Genomic DNA, 20215 nt, shown 5'->3' with positions numbered 1-20215 from the left:
TTGTACAACGTGCGTTACTTCTATGACACCGAATTTATCGAGGATGGCAAGACCATTGAATTGGTCTCCATCGGCATCGTCGGTGAGAACGGAAGTGAATATTATGCCGTATCCACGGATTTTGACCCGTCCAAGGCCAACTCTTGGGTTAAGGAAAACGTCTTGGCCAAACTGCCCAGTCCCCAGGATTCCGCATGGAAGCCGGCGAGCACCATCCGCACGGAAATCCTGGAGTTTCTAACGCGCAGCTCTACGCCCATTGAATTGTGGGCGTGGGTCGGCGCGTATGACCACGTGGTATTGGCGCAGCTGTGGGGCGACATGGCGAGTTTTCCCAAGCGCCTGCCGCGCTATACTCGCGAGCTAAAGCAGCTGTGGGAGTTCGCCGGGCGTCCTAGCTTGCCGGCCGTGCCTAAGGGCAACCACGATGCGCTTGTCGATGCCCGCCATAACCTCGTCAAATTCCGCGCCTGCACCGAGGTCTTGCCCTTGTCCAAGGGTAATAGAATCAATTTCTAGCAGTTAACTACCAAGCGACAGGCATTAAATGGTTAAATGGAAGAGTGAGTTGGACAGTAGATATTCCCCAAAGTGTTCTGCCTGATCTTCCGCCCTTGCCTGAGGGCATTGAGGAGGTCTTCCAGGACGTCATCAAGCGCGATGCAAAGCAACAGCCCAGTTGGGATCCCACCCAAGCCGATAACGTGCGCAAGATTCTCGAGTCGGTGCCACCCATCGTGGTTGCCCCAGAGATTGAGAAGCTCAAGCTGCAGCTTGCCGATGTCGCACTAGGCAACGCCTTCCTGTTGCAAGGCGGCGATTGCGCCGAGACCTTTGAATCGAATACCGAACCGCATATTCGCGGCAACGTTAAGACCCTGCTGCAGATGGCCGTCGTATTGACCTATGGCGCGTCCGTTCCAGTGGTGAAGCTGGGGCGCATTGCTGGGCAGTACGCCAAGCCGCGTTCCTCGGATACGGACGCGAATGGCCTGTTGAATTACCGCGGGGACATCGTCAATGGCGTGGACCCCACCGATGAGGATCGCCGCCACGATCCTGCCCGCATGATCCGTGCTTACGCTAACTCTTCTGCCGCCATGAACTTGGTGCGCTCTTTGACCTCCTCCGGCACCGCGGATCTCTACCGCCTGCACGAATGGAACCGCGAGTTCGTCCGGAAATCGCGCGCCGGTGCCCGCTACCAAGACTTGGCCCGCGAGATTGAAAATGGCTTGAAGTTCATGAATGCGTGCGGCGTGCAGGACTCCACCCTGCACTCGGCGGATATTTACTGCTCGCACGAGGCGCTGCTCAAGGATTATGAGCGTTCCATGCTGCGCTTGGGCCAAGATGATAATGGCGATACCAAGCTCTATGACCTCTCCGCGCACCAGGTGTGGATTGGTGAGCGCACCCGTGGGCTGGATGACTTCCACGTTAATTTCGCCGCCATGATCGGCAACCCAGTGGGCATCAAGCTCGGACCTGGAGCCACGCCTGAGCAGGCCGTGGAATACGCCGAAAAGCTAGATCCCAACCGCGAGCCTGGCCGCCTGACCATCATCTCCCGCATGGGCCACGACAAGGTTCGTAGCGTCTTGCCGCCCATCATCAAGGCCGTCGAAGACTCCGGGCACACCGTAGTGTGGCAGTCCGACCCCATGCACGGCAATACCTTTACCTCGTCCAACGGGTACAAGACCCGTCACTTCGACAAGATCGTCGACGAGGTGCAGGGCTTCTTCGAGGTACACCGCGATTTGGGCACCCACCCGGGCGGCGTGCACCTCGAGTTCACCGGCGAAGATGTTACGGAATGCCTCGGCGGTGCCGAGGACATCACCGACCTGGATTTGCCGGGCCGCTACGAATCCGCCGTGGATCCGCGCCTGAACACGCAACAGTCCCTCGAGCTTTCGTTCCTCATCGCGGAGATGCTGCGAAACTAGCCCCGACTAGACCCAGAGGGAAGGGGTTCCTTCGTAATAGGAGGAACCAAACCACCACCCGCTGATAGCGACCGCACCGGTTGCCACCACCACTGCGAGGAGAAAGACCAGCAGTGAGGCAGGATGGCGATTGGTTAGCGGCCGTTCGGCGGGTTCTTCTTCTGCCGCCTGTGCCGGAGGATGCGCGGGAGAATGTGCTGCTGCTCCCGCACCCGTAGCGGGCGCAGGTCCGGGGACAGGCGCTGGGGCTGGGGTCGGTGCTGGAGCAGGAGCCAGCGGCGGCTCGGGGGAATCGTCGACGGGCGCCTGGGGTACATCGAGGCGCGTTTCAAAGTCTGGCTGCGGCGGATCCGGCTCGGGCTCGGGAGGAATAACCTCGGTGGGCCCGCCGTCTAAATGCTCGGTGGCGCCCTGTGGGATTGTCCGCGTGGGCTCAAATACATCCGTGGCGCCGATGCCGGAATAGTCAGTGGGTGTTTGTGCGGTGCGCGCGGCAGCGGCGTTGCGGGGGACCGGGATGGTGACCGTGGGTAGATCCAACTCTCGGCAGATATCCTCGATGGCATCGAGAAACTCCCCCGCATCGGCAAAGCGCTCGCGGGGATCGCGGGCAGTGGCGGTGGCCACGAGGGCATCGACAAGCTTAGGCACGCCCTCAGCGCGCGTGGATGGGGCGGGAACATCCGCGTATAGGCGCGCGGTGGCGTGCGCGATCGGGGTATCCCCAGAGAAGGGCACGGTCCCGGTCAAGAGCTCAAAAAGCACAATGCCGGCCGAATACACGTCGGTGGCGGGGGTTATATCTTCACCGGTGACCTGTTCCGGCGCCAAATACGAGACGGTGCCGACGATCATATTCGAGGTCGCCTGCGCATTCCTCGCACGCACCAAGCCGAAATCGCCCAATTTCACCCGGTGATGCGAGGTAATGAGCACGTTATCCGGCTTAATATCGCGGTGGATAAGCCCCGTGGAGTGCACCTCGGTCAAGCCTTGGAGCACGCTCCGCAGCGTCGATAATGCGGCAGGAACGGTAAGCGGGCCACCTTCGGCAAGCAGCTCTCGCAAAGTGCCGCCATCGATAAGCTCCATGATGAGGTAAATGGGCTCGCCATCGGCGGAAAAATCATGAATGGCCACAAGGTTGGGGTGCTGCAACCGCGCCATCGCGCGGGCCTCGCGGGAAAAGCGCTTGATAAAAACCGGGTCATCGTCATAGCGCTCATCCATGACCTTTGCGGCCACTTGGCGGCCCAAGCGCATATCCACGCAGCGATAGACGGTAGACATACCGCCGCGGGCGATGGGGCGATCGATGCGGTAACGGTCTTCCAACACGTCACCAATTTCCAACCTAGTCATACCTCCCAGTATGGCCGATCCCCTAGGCCGCGTTAAAATAGGTGGCGTGACTAATGCAGAAAATTCCCTGAATTCCTTATTGGCCGGCGAAGAGCTGCTCAGCATGCAGCAGGTGGCAGACAAGCTAGGTCTTCCCATCACGCGCGCCTATGACCTGCTCCAGGATCGCAAATTCATTGTCTGGGACTCGCCCGAAGGCAAGCGCGTGCCGCTGGCATTCTTCAACGACAAGGGGAGCATCGCCAAGCACGTCACGGGCGTTATCACCGTGCTTACCGATGGCGGCTATGACGACGAAGAAATCCTGCGCCACCTTTTTACCGCAGATGATTCCCTGCCTGGCCGGCCAATCGACGCCCTGCACGGGCACCTGGCGCGCGAGGTCATTCGGCGGGCTCAGGCGTCTGCTTTTTAGCCCAGCGCTTGGGGAGTTGAGGGCCTTTTTGGCTCACGCCATCGAACATCCACTGCGTTGCGGACCAGGACAAAACGATGACGCCAATGACCCAGAACCAGTTATAGAGCTGGTGGTTGCCATCGCCGGAAAAGCTCAAGCTGATAAATAGCGCTACGCCAGAGGTAAACTTCAGCAGCCACAGCGGCGGGCGGAAGGTGCCCATGAGCGTAAAGATGGAGGCGTAGTACCACGGCAGGGTCACCGAGTTGAAGACGAAGGCAACCTGGTAGGCCGCCGCGGTGCCCATAATCGCATCGCGGGCCGTGTGCCGGCTTAGCCACCACACGATGACCAGCCCGATGAGCATGCACACCATCGCGATGGTGCGCAGGACGCCCAGGATGGCGTTATAGGATGCGTCCGGGTCAAAAATGTGGACCGCTGGGACGATGATGTCTGCGGCCAATGTCGGGCCCGCCAAGGGGTTAATCACCTTAGAATTTCCGCTGACCTGGGATAGCCAGCCCCATGAGGTGCCGGAGGCCCAGGTAATAAGCGCCACGGAGGCGATGATTTCCACGGCAGCGATGAGCCCTGAGCAGACGAAAACTACCGCCGTGCGCGCCGCGGTAGAACCCTTGGGCGCGTAGCGGTGCAGCATCAGCCAGACGATGAAGGGGGCTGCAAAGATCGCGGTAGCCTTCATCGCCACCGCCGTGCCGACTAGCAGTAGCGCGGCGTGGAAGCGCTGGTGCAGCGCGGCCAAAAGCCCCAAGGACACCAGGCCGACCATGAGGGATTCATTATGCATGCCGCCAATGAGGTGCAAGATGATGACCGGGTTGGCAACGCCAATCCACAGCGCGACCGCCGGGTCCGCGCCGAGCTTTCTGGCGATGCGCGGGACCGTCCACGCAATGAGGACAAAGCCCGAGAGCGAAAGCAGCTTATAGATGATGATCCCGGCGGTGACGTTATCGCCCACAACGGTGGTCACGATCTTGCCTATCCACAGGTGCAGCGGACCGTACGGGGTGGTGGTATTGCGCCAGTCTTGGGAGACCTCCAGCAGGAAGGGGCCGGGGTTGATGGCGGCGCCCTCGGTATAAGGGTCGAACCCATCGCGGACCATGGCGCCCTGCATGAGGTAGGAATACACGTCCCTAGAAGCCATGGGGCCGGCGAAAAGCAGTGGGGTGACCCAAGCGATAAGGATGCGTCGTAGCTCGCGCACCCCTCCCTCTGGGCGCGGGTTTTTAAGCTGCCGGCGGATAATCATGCGCCCGGCAAGCACCCAGGCGGCGGCGAGGAGGAAAATGCCCACCCAATACAGCACCAACCCAAGGTTGCGCCCGTGACCATAGGAGAAGAAGCCGATATTGAGCGCTTCGAGCACGCCGCCGCGATTGCGGGTCGAGCCGCCGGAAAAGGACGAGAAAAGGAGCACACACGAGGCCACGAGGCCCAGCGGGAGCGCGCGGGGGACTGGCAAGGAGTAGGTTTTGGCCACGGTGATACCTACTTTTGGCGCGTCGTCGCCTGAATGGCCAAGTGCTCTAGCGTTTCCGTGATCTGCGGATCCACGTTCGCCGCACGCAGATGGGCTAACCCGGATTCCGTCAACGCGGTAATGCGGCGCTCAATCTCATCCGGGGCGCCGGAATCCGCAATGATTTGGGACAGGCGCAGCAAGTCCTGCGTATCGGAGGTGCGGCCGATGAATTTCCGCAGGGTAGCGGCGGCACTGGGGTCGCGTTCATCGGCGCGCTGTAGCGCTAAGGCAAGAAGCTCCGTGCGCTTGCCCTCTCGCAGATCGTCGCCGGCGGGCTTGCCCGTAATTTCGGGGTCCCCAAAGACCCCCAGTTGGTCATCGCGGAGCTGATACGCGATGCCGATATCGTGCCCATAGCCGCGGAAAGCCGAGATTAATTCTTCGCTTGCTCCCGCGATGGCAGCGCCCAAATGCAGGGGCCGCTCGATGGTATAGGCGGCGGTTTTATAGCGATTGACGGAATTGCTCAGCGCCACCGATTCCGAACCGGCTGCCTCGAGGGAAATATCGAGCAATTGGCCGCCCAAAACCTCGGTGCGCATTCCCCGCCAGGGCTCGCGCGCACGCTGCAAAGCCTCTGGGCTGAGCCCAGAATCCTGAAACATATCCTCGGCGTAGACCAGCGCAAAATCGCCCACCAAGATGGCCACGGACGTGCCAAAGAATTCCGGATCCCCTAAGAAATCGGACTCCCGGTGAAGGCGCTCTGCTTCCCGATGCACCGTCGGTTTCCCGCGCCTCGTATTCGACGCGTCAATGATGTCATCGTGGATAAGCGCGCAGGCTTGGATGAACTCCAGCGAGGATGCCGCGCGCAGCATCGCCTCTGGGGATTCCGAACCGCGCCCGGCGGCAAGGTAACCCGCCCACGCGTACATGGGGCGCACCCTTTTCCCGCCATCGAGGACGAATGATTCCAAAAAGCTCATGGCGGTACTGACCGGGGCACCGATTTCTGCCACGTGTTCCCGGCGCTGATCCAAGAAGATGGCCAGTTTTTCGCGCACCGCGCCGGGGATATCCGCAAGCTCAGGAATATTCGTCATAGTCACACTTTCACACGATACCGCCTAGAGCCGAGAAGAAATAACGCAGGTTTATAGCGGCAGGCCCACTCCTAAAATGGCAAAGGGCCGGGGATCCGCCGGGTAGCGATGGTGGCGCACGACATCAAAGAAGCCCACAGACCGGTAGAGGCGAAAAGCCCCGTTGGCTTCCCGTGGCGATTCCGGCGTTGATAATAAAGCATATTGGGCAGGGATATTCCACAGCAGCCCTTTTAGTAGCTGCCTGCCTAAACCGTGTCCTTGAAAGGAAGGCAGCACGTGTACTTCGGCCACCTCAAAGTAGCTGCGCAGCATGCCCCATTCGGACTCAGTTATCCCGCCATTGCGGCGCAGGGCGCGGCGCAGTTCGGAATCCCACCAAGTATCTGGTGAGCCTAAAAATCCATAGGCCACTCCCACGACGCCGTTGTCATGCGCAGCGATAAGCGCTGTAAACCCGGGCCGCATGGAATCCGACTGCCAATTGTCCACGCTGCGCGAAAACGTGACCGGGTCATATCCCATGGCCTCGATGTAGATCTCCACGAGTTGGGGAGCCAGCATAGAGAACTCTTGCGGGGTTAAGCGGCGGATTTCGAAACTCACGGTATCTATCACACCAGATACGTGTGGCTACCGGCGGACGAGGGTGGGGGCGGGGTTATTCAGTCGAACAAAGAAAACTATCGAACGTTGTTCGATATGCATCGATTTATGGCTGGTAAAACTCTTGAGTAATTCGAACAGGTGAACTATAATAGGGGGTAGATGTCCGGTTGGCTACTTAAAGTCAACGGCAATCGAACACGGTTAGTTATTAGCGCAGTACAGGAGAAAAACAATGGCACAGATTATTTCGGCAACGCAGTCCCGCTCTACCGGTCGCTTCGCTGGCAAGCAGGGCGCAAAGCGGGCCCACTTTCTTTTCCAGGCCCGCGAGCTTCTAGATCAGGCCAGAAGCTACGCGGCGGATGGTCGCTTTGACCAAGCGCTAGAGGTGGCTTATCAGTCCGCATTGCGTACGGCGGGTGCGCGAGTAGCCGTGTCGGTGGTCTCTCGCCGCCGGCGCCTGCCAACGAGCGCGTGGGACCGCTTGGCTCTGGTCGGGGCCGAAGAAAAGCAGTGGGCGGAAGCTTTTAAGACCTATTCTCGTACTCGCGCCCGGGTGGGATCTGGCTTGGATGCAACTCCGGATGAGGAGTATGTCTACGGGCTAATGGAGCAGGCGGCGCAATTTTTAGATGAGAGTGAAACCGAGACGATTCTGGGATCCTTTGCGGCATAGCAGCAGCATTGCGGCGCCATAATCACTGTTGAGGGGAATAACTACCTTTTGGGGAACATACTGGTTACTCTGGGCGTTAGTATTGGTAGAAGATATATCGGCCGAAGCCCAGTCCCTAGTTGGAGGAAAAGTGTCTCTTTCTGAGCAGGAGCAACGCACGCTCCGTGAAATAGAGGAATCGTTATTAGCGGACGATCCTAAATTTGGCGCTTCTGTGTCTGAATCTACCTCGATCGGCGGATCCGGCGGCGCAGTTACCCTACGTGGGGTCGCGCTCATCGTGGTTGGTTTGTGCATGCTTGTTGGCGGCGTGGCCTTGGCGCAGCAAAGCTTGTGGTTTATTGCGCTCTCCATCGCCGGATTCCTCGTCATGTTCGCCGCTGGCGTGTGGATGCTCCGCGGCGACCAGCCCGCTAGTGCAGGAAAGAAAAAGTCCACCAATGGGCGGTCAAAGAAAGCAGCCTCGTCTCGTAACAGTGGGGTAGGCAGCAAGTTGGAAGAAAACTTCCGTCGGCGCTTTGAGGAAAGCTAGCTGCGAACTCTTCATTTCCCCAGTCACCAAGAAGGGTGGCTGGGGATTTTTTACGCCTTACCAAAATTTCCCACTTTGCCCCACCTTCTGACCAAAACCGCGGCGCGGTGGGGGCTTGTGGGTGGCAGAGGGTGGTAGCAGGTCGGATATGCAGGCATTGCGCTGTAAGTGGTGTATGAGGTGGGGCGATCTCGATGTTGTAAATGGGGCTAAAGGGGTGGATTTTCGGGGTTGTCAAGGTGGGGCGCGGGATTTCTCCCCACCGTAAAAATACCCTTTTAACTGCACATATTTTTTGAGTTATTAAGAATATGGCGATTTAAGTGGGGTATGTGGGGGAACGTGGGGTAGAGTGGGGCGCAGCGGAGGAATGGGGTTGAAAAACTCTCTTCTGACGTGAGGGAATCCGGAGTTGTCGAGTGAGGAAGGTGGACGCCGGGATGTTTCTCGGAACCTACACTCCGAAGCTTGATGACAAAGGGCGCTTAACGCTTCCTGCAAAATTTCGCGACGAGCTCGCCGGTGGCCTGATGGTTACCAAGGGGCAGGACCATTCTTTGGCCGTGTACCCGCGCGAAGAGTTCGCCGAACGCGCACGGAAGGCTGCGGCGGTTTCTCGAACCAACCCGGAAGCGCGCGCTTTCATTCGTAACTTGGCGGCAAGTGCGGACGAACAGCGGCCCGACGGGCATGGTCGCATCACCTTGTCCGCAGGCCACCGTGAGTACGCGGGCTTGTCCAAAGAGTGCGTGGTGGTTGGCTCAGTAGATTTCCTCGAAATTTGGGATGCAGCCGCGTGGGCTGAGTATCAATCGCAAACTGAAGATGCTTATTCGGCAGCAGATGCCGATGACGTACTTGCGGGCTTGCTGTAAAAGCCCGCATCTCGAGTGCGTGTAAGGACTCTGTCCGAGGCGGATGATTCTGGTGTACTTCCCCGATATCAGAAACCTGCCTCGGACAGGGCCCTATATGCACTCGTCGTGCTTTCCACGATAGGAAGTCCTGCACAGCGGAAATAAGAAAGGGGGACGCGGGGAGTAATGGCTACAACTGACCTTAATTACAATGTGGCGGATAACCACGGCCATGTGCCGGTCATGCGCGAGCGCATGGCAGAGCTCCTGCGCCCCGGAGTGGAGGCTGCGGGCTCGCAGGCTGTGCTTGTCGATGCCACCTTGGGTGCCGGCGGCCACAGCGAGTACTTCCTCCAGACCTTCCCGCAGGCACGCGTTATCGGTGTGGACCGCGATGAGCAGGCATTGCGCAATGCTTCGGCCAGGCTAGAGCCCTTCGGCCCGCGTTTTTGCGCGGTTAATGCTCGCTTCGATGAGTTGGGTACCGCCATTGCCCAGGGCGAGGGTGATATCTTTGATGCTGCCCGCGCCCACGGAATCGCGGGAGCCCTCTTCGATTTGGGCGTTTCTTCCATGCAGCTGGATCAGGCAGAGCGCGGCTTTGCCTATAAGACGGACGCACCGCTGGATATGCGGATGGATCCGAGCCACGGGCTTACCGCCGCTGACGTGCTCAATACGTATTCGCACGGGGACCTGGCGCGGATTCTCAAGACCTATGGTGACGAGCGCTTTGCGGGCAAGATTGCCTCCGCTGTGCTCAAGGAGCGCGAGAAGGAACCGTTTAGCACCTCGGGCCGCTTGGTTGAGCTTCTATACTCGACCATCCCTGCGGCAACGCGCCGCACGGGTGGGCATCCCGCAAAGCGCACGTTCCAGGCGCTGCGAGTAGAGGTCAACCGCGAGTTGGAGGCCATTGAAAATGTGCTTCCCGTAATCACCAGTGCGCTTTCCATTGGGGCGCGCGCGGTCTTTATGAGCTACCAGTCCTTAGAGGACCGCCTCGTAAAGGCAGCATTCAAGGAGCTATCTACGTCCACCACGCCTGTCGGTCTACCGATGGACCTGCCGGGCACCGCACCGGAATTCGCCACGGTTACCCGTGGGGCCGAAAAAGCATCTGCGGCGGAAGTAGAAGAAAATTCCCGCGCCGCGTCGGTGCGCGTGCGGGCTCTAGAACGGCTCGAAGGCACGCCAGAATTTTTACCCCCGGGAGGCAAGAAATGAGCACCATCCCACGCCGAAACCAGCACTTGACGGACAGCCGCGACAGAGAGGCCACTCGCAGCATGGGCGCCAGCCGAGACTTCACCACCGGAATCGACACCGGAGTGCCTACCGCTGTGCGCGAGCGCACCGCCCCTAGGGTTACCGGGAAAACGGCGCGCCGGACGGCTCCTAGCCGTACCCGGGTTCCGCACCGCGGGGCGAAGCGGCTTGGTTCGAAGCAGGTCGTCAGCTTCCGCGGCCGGCGGGTGCAACAGCAGACGAAGCAGAATAATGCTTTTACCCGCGTTGCTGTCTTAGCCGTTACCTTGCTGATTGGCGGGGTAGTGCTGGCCATGTGGCTATCTGGTTTGTCCACCTCGCAGACGTTTAAGATCCAGCAGCTAACGGTGCAGGAATCGCAGTTGGATAATCAGATTGAGTCGCTGAACCGTGATGCAGAGAACTTAAGCTCCTCGGCGGATATTGCCCGCCGCGCGGATGAGCTGGGCTTGGCCGTACCCAAGCAACCCGGCGTGACTGAGGTCGGCGGGGATGGCGAGATCATCGCCAAGCGCGAAGGCACTCCTGATACGGAAAAGCTTATCGATGTTAACGGTGAACCCATCCGCCCGGGCCAAGCCTCGAGCGACCCGAAGGATACGGAGGGAATGTCTGATTCCCTTAACGCTGTGCCGCGCGGGCAGCAGCAACATGCGCGCGGTAATGATGCGGACGAGGATCGGGATGAGCACCGCGGCAGCGATAACGACGATAATCGCGATGACGCCAGCGATAATCGCCCCAACCTTCCCGCCCGCGCGCCGTACACCAGCCAGGCCGATTAAACGGACAGAATAAGTGGTGAAATTCTCTGTGCTCGCGCGTGGTAGCGCGGGCACTGCCCATCTTGTAGGGCACAATCGATACACGCAAGAACCTGTGGCGGCGAAGGGAAGGTGACTGAGCACCGTGACTGCACCGAATAATGGTGGCAACCGTGGATACCGTCCGCGGCCGCGCCGCACCGCTAGCTCTGTTGTGCCCCAAAAAGCGATCATGCGCCAGCGCCTGCGCATCATTTTGACCTGTGTTGTCGTCGCCACCGTCGCCTTGGGCGGGCGCCTTGCGTGGGTCCAATTGGTCTGGGGCCCAGATCTTGCGGCAAAGGCTGTTACCCAGCGCGAACGCGTCTATATCGACCCGGCCCGCCGGGGAGAGATCCTGGACCGGGATGGCCAGCGTTTGGCCTATACAATGAAGTCTCGTTCCTTGACTGTCTCTCCCACGCGCCTGCGCGATGAGCTCAAAGAGCAGGCCAAGATGGAAGCCACCTCCGAGGGAAAACTCGAGGGCATGGATGAGGGCAAGAAGGACGAGTACCTCACCAAACAAATGGAAGACAAGCTCAAGGAGATGGCTGAGGGCATCCCGAAGATGATTGAGGATTCGGGTGCCTCTGCCTCCAAGGTTGATGCGAGCGATATTAAAAACAAGCTCAAGGCCGATACCCAGTACGAGGTCTTGGTCCGCAATGTGGACCCAGATGTCGCCGTAGAGATTTCCAATAAGTACCACGGCGTGGCGGCCGACCGGCAAGATATCCGCCAGTACCCAAATGGGGCGATTGCAGAAAACGCTGTGGGCAAGGTCTCTATGGATGGCCACGGCCAATTCGGCTTTGAGGCGGCCCGCGATACCGAGCTGACCGGCATTGATGGGCAGTCAACGGAGGATGTCTCCGCCGATGGGCAGGTCATCCCCGGCACGCTGCGCGATGTTGTGGATGCCGTCGATGGTCGCGATGTCACCCTCACCCTGGATTTGGACCTGCAGACTTACGTCCAGCAAAAGCTGGAAAAGGCCAAGGCCAATTCCCAGGCGGAGGGTGCCGAGGCCGTTGTGCTTGATGCCGCGACGGGCCAGGTGCTCGCCATGGCTAATACCGACACGGTGGATCCGAATAAGAATATCGAAGACCAGCTTAAAGAGGGCAAGGACTTCGAGAACCGTAGCATCTCCCACCCCTATGAGCCGGGTTCCGTTGCCAAGATAGTGACGGCGGCAGCCGCATTGCAGGAGGGTATTACCACTCCGGATGAGGTGCACCAGGTTCCGGGCTCCATCGACATGGCTGGCGTGACCGTCAACGATGCCTGGAATCACGGCACCGAGCCGTATACCACCACCGGCATCTTTGGTAAGTCCTCCAACGTGGGCACCTTGATGATCGCGGATAAGCTTGGCCCCGAGAAATATGCCGAGTACCTGAAGAAGTTTGGCTTGGGCGCTAACACGGGCGTTGAGCTTCCGAATGAATCCGCCGGCACGGTGCCAGACCAAGAGCAATGGTCCGGCGGCACCTTTGCCAACTTGCCCATCGGCCAGGGCCAGGCGTGGACGACGCTGCAGATGGCTAGCGTGTATCAAGCATTGGCCAACGGCGGCGAGCGCATCGAACCGCGCATCATCGACGAGATCAAAGACCCCGATGGCGAGACGGAAAAGCTACCCGAGCCTAAGAAGACCCAGGTAGTGGACAAGGAAACCGCCAAGACTGCGGTGGATATGTTCCGCGCCGTCTTCCAAGATGACGATGCCGGGGTGCAAAACGGTACGGCCGCCAACGCCCAATTGGATGGCTACCAGCTCTCCGGTAAGACCGGTACCGCGCAGAAGGTGGACCCGAATTCCGGGGCGTATTCTAATTCTGCCTACTGGATCACCTTTGCGGGCATTGCGCCTGCCGATGACCCACGATTCGTCGTCGCAGTCATGCTCGATGAGCCCAAATCCGGCGTGGAAGACAATGGCGGCGGCGGCCAGTCTGCGGCCCCAATCTTCCGGGATATCTCTTCCTGGCTGCTTAACCGCGATAATATTCCTACCTCGACACCAGCGCCGCGGATGACCCTGCGGGAACAATAGGAGCTTGAAATGTCTGTTTCCTTAGAAAAACTTGCGCAGCTTTCGCACGGACGCGTCATCGGTGATGGCACCGTTGAGGTCAGCGCGTGCGGCTTGGATTCCGCGAGCCTTCCCGAAGGCGCATTATTTGCCGCCCTTCCGGGCACGCGCGTGCACGGCGCCCAGTTCGTCGGCGATACCAAGGCGGGCGCGGTGCTTACCGATGCCCCCGGGCTCGATCACCTTCGCCAGGCTAACGAAACCCGGCCGATCATCGTGGTAGAAGATATCCGCGCAGTCCTAGGTCCGATTGCAGCAGAAATCTACGGACACCCCACCCGCGATCTCACGGTCTTGGGTATTACCGGCACCTCCGGCAAGACCACGACTAGTTACTTGCTGGAGGCTGGCCTCTTGCAGGCCGGGCACTCCGTCGGCCTTATCGGAACCACCGGCACCCGCATCAATCGCACGCCGGTGCCCACCTCTTTGACCACGCCGGAAGCCCCACGGCTGCAAGAACTTTTCGCCCGCATGAAGGACGAGGGCGTGACTCACGTGGTCATGGAGGTCTCCTCCCATGCTTTGGAGCTCGGCCGCGTGCGCGGAACCAACTTTGCTGTGGCCGGGTTCAGCAACCTCAGCCAAGACCACTTGGATTTCCATCCCACGATGGAGGAGTACTTTTCGGCCAAGTCCCGGCTATTCCTAGGGGAGCAGGCCGCCCAGCGCGCGGTCATCTGTGTTGATGATGAGTGGGGCGAGCGCCTCCGCGGAAAGATAGAAGACGCCGGTTCTCCGGTTACGACGGTGGCAACGCGTACAGGCGATGCCACGATCTCCGCCCGGCAGACGGCTACCGAGGCGACCGGTGCACAGGAGGTTGACCTCAACCTAGACGGCACCGACTATTCCTTCCGGCTACCGCTGCCCGGCGAATTCAATATCGCCAATGCTGCGCTCGCCCTAGGGATGGCTACTGCGGTGGGCGAAGACCCGCAGGTCTTTTTGACCGGCGTGGAAAACGTCGCCGTTCCGGGGCGCATGGAAAGGATCGACCGCGGTCAGGACTTCGTGGCCGTGGTGGATTATGCCCACAAGCCCGCGGCCATCGCGGCGGTGCTCGATACCCTGCGCCTGCAATTGGAGGGCACTACCGGTCGCGTCGGCGTCGTCGTGGGCGCCGGCGGTGACCGCGATAGCACCAAGCGCCCGATTATGGGAGAGGCTGCGGCCACCCGGGCGGATCTCACGGTGGTGACCGATGATAATCCGCGCACCGAGGACCCAGCCGCGATTCGCGCAGCGGTCATTGAGGGCGCTCGCCAGGCCGCACCGGACGCCGATATTCGGGAGCAGGGCTCGCGCGCACACGCCATCGATGAAGTGGTGGATTGGGCGGAGCCGGGCGATGCCATCATCGTCGTCGGCAAGGGCCATGAGGTAGGCCAGCTCGTCGGCGAGCGCACGCTGCACTTTGATGACCGAGAGGAAATGGCGCGCGCCATTGAGGAAAAGCTGGCAGGAACGGCGCATCGCGATACTCTTAGGGATACGAAGGAGTAGTAATGATTCCACTTTCTATTGGAGATATCGCCGCGATAACCGGCGGTAGCCTGGATGGCGTTGATGATCCCGATGAACGCGTGACCGGCTTCGTGGAGTTTGATTCGCGCAAGGTCACCACCGGCAGCTTGTTCGTAGCCCTGCCCGGTGCCCGCGTCGATGGCCATGATTTTGCAGAAAAAGCCATAGAGCAAGGCGCCGTGGCCGTGCTGGCCGCTCGGCCGGTGGGGGTACCGGCGATCATCGTCAAGCCCCAAGGCCGCGTGACCGGTAACGCCGCCAATGCCGATATTTATGCCAACGATGAGGATGGCTCCGCCGCCGCTGTGATCGGGGCATTATCCGATCTCGCGCGCGAGGTGACCTCCCGCCTCGCCGCGGAACAGGGCTTGGATATCGTCGGCGTTACTGGCTCTGCGGGCAAGACTTCTACCAAGGATTTGCTGGCTACCATTTTCCGCGCCGAGGGCGAAACCGTCGCCCCGCCCGGCTCCTTCAATAACGAGGTAGGCCTTCCCTATACCGCCCTGCGCTGCGATGAGCACACCCGCTTCCTCGTGGCGGAAATGTCCGCGCGCGGCATCGGCCATATTCGCCACCTGACCGAGATCACGGCCCCGACGGTGGGCGTGGTGCTCAACGTGGGCACCGCCCACCTAGGCGAGTTTGGCTCGCGGGAGAATATCGCCCAGGCCAAGGGCGAGCTTATCGAGTCCCTGCCCGCCGCGGCAGACGGCGGGGTAGCGGTCCTGAATGCGGACGATCCCTTCGTCGCCTCGATGGCACCGCGCACGCAGGCCAAGGTGGTCTATTATTCCGCCAACCGCCCGCAGGCCGCGGATGCGCAGTACTATGCCACCGATATTGAGCTTGACGATGTCGCCCGCCCGTCCTTTACCTTCCACGCCCCCGGCGTCGAGCCGATGAGCATTAAGCTACAGGTCTTTGGCAAGCACCAGGTCTCTAATGCCCTGGCCGCGGCCGCAGCGGCCATTGAATCGGGCGTGGAACCCGCCGTTGCCGCGCGGGCGCTCAGCGGACACCAGACGAGCTCGGCGCACCGCATGGACGTGCGCACCCGCCGCGATGGCGTCACCGTCATCGATGACTCCTATAATGCCAACCCGGATTCGATGCACGCGGCGATTGCCGCCTTGGCCTATACCTCCGCGGCCCGCCCGGATGCCCGCTCCATCGCGGTGCTGGGGGAGATGGGCGAGCTTGGCGGCGAAGCCGTCGAAGCTCACCGCATCCTAGGATCGGTGCTCTCGAAATACCACGTGGATCACCTCGTTGCGGTAGGAGAAGGCGCGCATACCGTAGCCATGGTGGAGGCCGCGCACGCGCACGGCATCCAGACCGAACTTTGCCCCGATATTGAGGCCGCGACGACGGCCGTAGAAAATATCCTGCGGGTAGCCCCTGCCGGGGTGGAGGACTGGTCCACGCGCGCGGCCAAGGACGTCGTCCTCGTGAAATCCTCGAATGCCCAGCGCTTGTGGCGCGTGGCAGAACAGCTCAATCGCCGTTAGTCCCTATCTCAAGGAGAAAGATCTCTAGCAATGACTCAGATCATTATCGCGGGCGTCGTTAGTTTCCTCGTCGCGATTTTTACCACCCCAGTTTTGGTTCGGTATTTTTCTGGCGTCGGAAAAGGCCAAGAAATCCGCGAAGACGGCCCGCAGCTTCACCTGCGCAAGCGGGGCACCCCGACGATGGGCGGTCTGGCGATCTTGCTGGCCATCACGGTGGCCTACCTCATCGTGGGCATCTATGCCCGCGCAACCGGCAACGGTGGATTTAGCCCCTCGGGGTTATTGGTCTACTTCTTGACCATGGGACTCGGCGGCCTGGGTTTTGCCGATGACTTCATCAAGCTGTTCAAAAAGCGCAACCTCGGCCTTAATAAAACAGCCAAGCTGGTAGGCCAGCTGGCCATCGCGCTCATCTTCGGCATCCTCGCCCTACAATTCCCGGATGCCAATGGGCTAACCCCTGCCTCGACCAACCTGTCCTTCGTCCGCGATTTCGATACGTTCGATATCGCCGTTGGCGGCGCCGTGATTGGCACGATCATTTTCTTGGTCTTTTTATACCTGCTCATCGCCGCGTGGTCGAATGCGGTCAACCTGACCGATGGGCTGGACGGCCTCGCCGCCGGTACCACCGCCATGGTGATGGGTGCCTATACGCTCATTAGCTTCTGGCAGTTCCGCAACTCGTGCTCGATTTCCCCGGCCGCCGGCTGCTACGAGGTCCGCGATCCCTTGGATCTCGCAGTGCTCGCAGCCGCGGGCCTGGGCGGCTGCCTCGGCTTCCTGTGGTGGAATGCCGCACCGGCGAAGATCTTCATGGGCGATACCGGATCGCTCGCGCTTGGCGGCCTCGTCGCCGGCCTTTCTGTGACCACCCGCACCGAGCTGCTGATGATCGTCATCGGCGCCATCTTCGTCATTGAAACGGTCTCCGTGGTCATCCAGATCGTGGTCTTCCGCACGACGGGCAAGCGCTTTTTCCGCATGGCGCCCATCCACCACCACTTTGAAAACGGCGGCTGGGCCGAAACCGCGGTTGTCACGCGTTTCTGGCTATTAAGCGCGATGGCCGCGATGGCGGGCATCTGCATCTTCTACGGCGATTGGCTCTCTGCAGCCAGCTTTGGAAACCTGCAATAAAGTTTTGGCACTAGATACTTAAGGATTGAGGCACTCATCATGGCTGAGCTACCACCTTTTCTGCGCGGGCGCGTCCTCGTCGCAGGAGCCGGCGTCTCTGGCCGCGGGTGCGTGGCGATGCTCGCGCGCCTCGGCGTGGATACCACCGTCGCCGATTCCAACGCCGCGGCCCTAGCGAGCCTGGCGGAAGATTTCGGCGTAGCGACGGTATCAACCGACGCCCCAGCACCGGGTGAGTATGACCTAGTGGTGACCTCGCCGGGATGGCGGCCCGATTCCGCCCTCTTAGATTCCTTCCAGGCCGCCGGCGTGGAGGTCATCGGCGATGTCGAGCTGGCCTACCGACTCGACCGCGCCGAGGTCTTCGGTCCACAGCGCACCTGGCTCGTTGTTACCGGCACGAACGGCAAGACCACCACCACGGGAATGCTGACCAAAATCATGCAGGCCGATACCGCCCGCAGCGGGCAGCGCGCGCAAGCCGTGGGCAATATAGGCGTCTCGCTTTTTGATGCCTTGAGCGCCACCCCGCGGGTCGACATCCTGTGCGCCGAGCTTTCGTCCTTCCAATTGCACTGGTCCAGCGAGCTTCGCCCAGATGTCGGCGTGCTGCTCAACGTGGCCGAAGACCACTTGGATTGGCACGGTTCCTTTGACGCTTATGCCCGCGCCAAGGCCAAGGCATTGCACGGCACGCGCGCCGTGGTGGGCAAGGACGATGCCGCGGCGGGCCGCTACGCCGAGGGGATCGACGGCGTGTATGGCTTTACCGCCGGCGAGCCAGCAGCCGGTGAGGTCGGCGTGAGCGCCGGGCGCTTGATATCCAGGCTGGACGGCGAGGACGCCATAGATCTCGCCTCCGCCGAGGGCATCGAGCCGGCAGGCCTTGCGGGAGTCCTCGACGCGGCGGCGGCCGCGAGCGTGGCCCATTTGGCAGGCGCCAGCCCCGACGCCATACAGGAAGGCCTGGCCGCCTACGCGGTGGCTGGTCACCGCGGCGCAGTGGTGCACGAGCACGGCGGGATTTCCTATATCGATAATTCCAAGGCCACCAACCCGCATGCCGCCGATGCCGCCTTAGAAGGCTTTGATTCGGTGGTCTGGGTCGCCGGCGGCCAGCTCAAGGGAGCGGACGTGGATGAGCTCATCGCCACCCACGCCGCGCGGTTGAAGGCGGCGGTACTGGTGGGCATCGACAAGAGCATCATCGCCGAGGCGCTGGTCCGCCGCGCCCCGCAAACCCCGGTTGAGCTCATCGAGGCTACAGACCCACAGGTGGCGATGGACGCTGCAGTGCGCGCCGCCGTGCAACACGCCGAAGCGGGCGATACCGTCCTCTTGGCACCGGCTGCGGCATCGTTGGATATGTACACCGGAATGGCCCAACGCGGCGACCTTTTTGCCGCGGCGGCGCGGGATATCGCCCGCGCGCATTAGACCTTTTTCAATCTAGGAGACTTCATGACGGCCACCTCCCCGCAGCGCCCCCGCGCAAAGAGCATGCGCGAGCGCATTCGTGATGTGCGCGAACAAGCCCGCCAGCAAGCCGGGCTAGATTATCAGCTGCTGCGCCTGATTATCTTCTCGCTCATTGGTATTGGCGTGGTCATGGTCTTTTCCTCGTCCATGGCTACGTCGCTGACAGAAGATGGTGGCGTGTGGAATCAGGCGCTGCGGCAAACCGCGATGGTTATTATCGGCTTGGGTGCATTCTGGCTCGGCCTCAAAGTTTCCCCGCACACGCTGCGCAAATTCATCCCGTGGCTATTGGCCCTTTCTATTTTGCTGCTCATCGCGGTGCTCATCCCCGGCATCGGTACCGGCCGCGAGGAGGTGGGCTCCCAGTCGTGGATTTATATCGGCCCGATTTCCCTGCAGCCCTCCGAGCTTGCGCGCATCACCGTGGGCATGTTCGGTGCCTCTGTCCTCGCGGATAAGGAACACCATTCCCTCAAGCTCTCGGACCCGTTCATGATGTACTCGCTCATCGCGGGCCTCATGTTCCTGCTCATCGTGGGGCAGGGTGACTTGGGCATGGCCCTGTCCTTTGCCCTCGTTGTGGTCTTCACGCTCTTTTTCGCCGGCGTTAACAGGCGCGTGCCCATCATCATCGGCATTCTTTGTGCGCTGGGCCTGGTCGCCGTCTTCCTCATCGGCGGCTTCCGCTCCCACCGTTTCCACACCTATTTCGACGCCCTCTTTGGCAATATCTCCGATACCCAGGGCACGGGTTTCCAGTCTTACCAGGGCTTTCTCTCGCTTGCCGATGGCGGCTTCTGGGGCGTTGGCCTCGGCCAATCGCGCGCCAAGTGGTTCTACCTGCCAGAAGCCAAGAATGACTTCATCTTCGCCATCGTGGGTGAGGAGCTCGGCCTGTGGGGCGGCGCGCTGGTGATTTTCCTCTTTGCAGCCTTGGGCTATGTGGGGCTGCGCACCGCAACCCGCGCGCAGAACCAGTACCAATCCCTGCTGGCCGCGACGCTGACCATTGGCGTGGTGACCCAGGCGTTTATCAATATCGCCTACGTCGTCGGCTTGCTGCCGGTGACCGGTATTCAGCTGCCGATGATTTCTGCGGGTGGTACGGCTGCGATTATCACGATTGGCTCGATGGGCATTTTGTGCAACGTCGCGCGCCACGAGCCGATGCAGATTTCTGCCATGCAGAACTTTGGGCGCCCGCTATTTGATCGCCTCTTTTTCATTGGCGAGCCGCAACCGCTGACGGCGAGGAAGCAGAAAAAGCGGGGCCGGCACGCCCAGCCGCAGGAGACCCGTCCGCGGGTGCGCGACGAGCGCTACGGCCGGCCGGTGACCGGAAGTGGGCGGAGGTATCCGCGCGCCGAGCACCGCCCGAGGCGGTAGGCGCTGGTAGCCT

18 protein-coding genes are annotated in these 20215 nt (G+C 60.8%); 14 read left to right on the top strand and 4 right to left on the bottom strand.

Features of this window, described 5'->3' with window-relative positions:
• Positions 1 to 9: 9 nt before the first annotated feature.
• On the top strand, positions 10 to 519 hold the full coding sequence (locus MHX65_RS10060) for a polyadenylate-specific 3'-exoribonuclease AS (RefSeq protein WP_239269947.1): 510 nt from the start codon (positions 10 to 12) through the stop codon (positions 517 to 519).
• A 44-nt stretch (positions 520 to 563) separates the two neighbouring features.
• Complete coding sequence (locus MHX65_RS10055) at positions 564 to 1952, top strand: class II 3-deoxy-7-phosphoheptulonate synthase (RefSeq protein WP_239269946.1); 1389 nt, start codon at positions 564 to 566, stop codon at positions 1950 to 1952.
• Between the two features lie 6 nt (positions 1953 to 1958).
• Here MHX65_RS10055 and MHX65_RS10050 read toward each other — a convergent pair whose 3' ends face one another.
• Complete coding sequence (locus MHX65_RS10050) at positions 1959 to 3314, bottom strand: serine/threonine-protein kinase (RefSeq protein ID WP_239269945.1); 1356 nt, start codon at positions 3312 to 3314, stop codon at positions 1959 to 1961.
• Between the two features lie 10 nt (positions 3315 to 3324).
• Here MHX65_RS10050 and MHX65_RS10045 point away from each other — a divergent pair, with 10 nt between their 5' ends.
• Entirely contained in the window at positions 3325 to 3729 is a 405-nt protein-coding gene (locus MHX65_RS10045; RefSeq protein WP_239269944.1) for an Rv2175c family DNA-binding protein, read from the top strand.
• On the opposite strand, the gene MHX65_RS10040 is transcribed toward MHX65_RS10045, so the two are convergent.
• The 3 genes from MHX65_RS10040 to MHX65_RS10030 are packed head-to-tail and all read right to left on the bottom strand — an operon-like array spanning position 3698 to position 6915.
• The gene (locus tag MHX65_RS10040; RefSeq protein ID WP_239269943.1) at positions 3698 to 5221 is read right to left on the bottom strand and encodes an alpha-(1->6)-mannopyranosyltransferase A; all 1524 of its coding nucleotides are present in this window, start codon (positions 5219 to 5221) and stop codon (positions 3698 to 3700) included. The two genes, MHX65_RS10045 and MHX65_RS10040, sit on opposite strands and share 32 nt — an antisense overlap.
• A gap of 8 nt (positions 5222 to 5229) precedes the next feature.
• Positions 5230 to 6309, bottom strand: a complete 1080-nt coding sequence (locus MHX65_RS10035; protein WP_239269942.1) for a polyprenyl synthetase family protein — start codon at positions 6307 to 6309, stop codon at positions 5230 to 5232.
• A 51-nt stretch (positions 6310 to 6360) separates the two neighbouring features.
• The gene (locus tag MHX65_RS10030; protein WP_239269941.1) at positions 6361 to 6915 is read right to left on the bottom strand and encodes a GNAT family N-acetyltransferase; all 555 of its coding nucleotides are present in this window, start codon (positions 6913 to 6915) and stop codon (positions 6361 to 6363) included.
• Between the two features lie 235 nt (positions 6916 to 7150).
• Here MHX65_RS10030 and MHX65_RS10025 point away from each other — a divergent pair, with 235 nt between their 5' ends.
• From MHX65_RS10025 to MHX65_RS09975, 11 genes are all read left to right on the top strand, one after another.
• Positions 7151 to 7594 (top strand): SAV_6107 family HEPN domain-containing protein, encoded by a 444-nt coding sequence (locus tag MHX65_RS10025; RefSeq protein ID WP_239269940.1) that lies wholly within the window; start codon positions 7151 to 7153, stop codon positions 7592 to 7594.
• 130 nt (positions 7595 to 7724) lie between these two features.
• Positions 7725 to 8126, top strand: a complete 402-nt coding sequence (locus tag MHX65_RS10020; protein WP_239269939.1) for a DUF3040 domain-containing protein — start codon at positions 7725 to 7727, stop codon at positions 8124 to 8126.
• 440 nt (positions 8127 to 8566) lie between these two features.
• Complete coding sequence (gene mraZ, locus MHX65_RS10015; protein ID WP_034654127.1) at positions 8567 to 9001, top strand: division/cell wall cluster transcriptional repressor MraZ; 435 nt, start codon at positions 8567 to 8569, stop codon at positions 8999 to 9001.
• A gap of 168 nt (positions 9002 to 9169) precedes the next feature.
• A complete protein-coding gene (gene rsmH / locus MHX65_RS10010; protein ID WP_239269938.1) occupies positions 9170 to 10210 on the top strand; it encodes a 16S rRNA (cytosine(1402)-N(4))-methyltransferase RsmH in 1041 nt (346 codons plus the stop codon).
• Positions 10207 to 11037, top strand: a complete 831-nt coding sequence (locus MHX65_RS10005; protein ID WP_239269937.1) for a hypothetical protein — start codon at positions 10207 to 10209, stop codon at positions 11035 to 11037. The genes rsmH and MHX65_RS10005 overlap by 4 nt, the downstream gene beginning before the upstream one ends.
• Positions 11038 to 11248: 211 nt before the next feature.
• Positions 11249 to 13117 (top strand): peptidoglycan D,D-transpeptidase FtsI family protein, encoded by a 1869-nt coding sequence (locus MHX65_RS10000; protein WP_239269955.1) that lies wholly within the window; start codon positions 11249 to 11251, stop codon positions 13115 to 13117.
• A gap of 9 nt (positions 13118 to 13126) precedes the next feature.
• Positions 13127 to 14662: a UDP-N-acetylmuramoyl-L-alanyl-D-glutamate--2,6-diaminopimelate ligase gene (locus MHX65_RS09995; protein ID WP_239269936.1), complete on the top strand. Its 1536-nt coding sequence runs from the start codon at positions 13127 to 13129 to the stop codon at positions 14660 to 14662.
• A gap of 2 nt (positions 14663 to 14664) precedes the next feature.
• The gene (locus tag MHX65_RS09990) at positions 14665 to 16194 is read left to right on the top strand and encodes a UDP-N-acetylmuramoyl-tripeptide--D-alanyl-D-alanine ligase (protein WP_239269935.1); all 1530 of its coding nucleotides are present in this window, start codon (positions 14665 to 14667) and stop codon (positions 16192 to 16194) included.
• Positions 16195 to 16224: 30 nt separating this feature from the next.
• The gene (gene mraY / locus MHX65_RS09985; protein WP_239269934.1) at positions 16225 to 17337 is read left to right on the top strand and encodes a phospho-N-acetylmuramoyl-pentapeptide-transferase; all 1113 of its coding nucleotides are present in this window, start codon (positions 16225 to 16227) and stop codon (positions 17335 to 17337) included.
• Positions 17338 to 17376: 39 nt separating this feature from the next.
• Positions 17377 to 18774: a UDP-N-acetylmuramoyl-L-alanine--D-glutamate ligase gene (gene murD, locus MHX65_RS09980; protein ID WP_239269933.1), complete on the top strand. Its 1398-nt coding sequence runs from the start codon at positions 17377 to 17379 to the stop codon at positions 18772 to 18774.
• A gap of 24 nt (positions 18775 to 18798) precedes the next feature.
• Positions 18799 to 20202 (top strand): FtsW/RodA/SpoVE family cell cycle protein, encoded by a 1404-nt coding sequence (locus tag MHX65_RS09975; RefSeq protein ID WP_239269932.1) that lies wholly within the window; start codon positions 18799 to 18801, stop codon positions 20200 to 20202.
• The last annotated feature ends 13 nt before the right edge of the window (positions 20203 to 20215 follow it).

The organism is Corynebacterium sp. ACRPS, assembly GCF_022346005.1.
GTDB lineage: Bacteria > Actinomycetota > Actinomycetes > Mycobacteriales > Mycobacteriaceae > Corynebacterium.
This window is presented reverse-complemented; position numbering and strand designations above follow the sequence as displayed.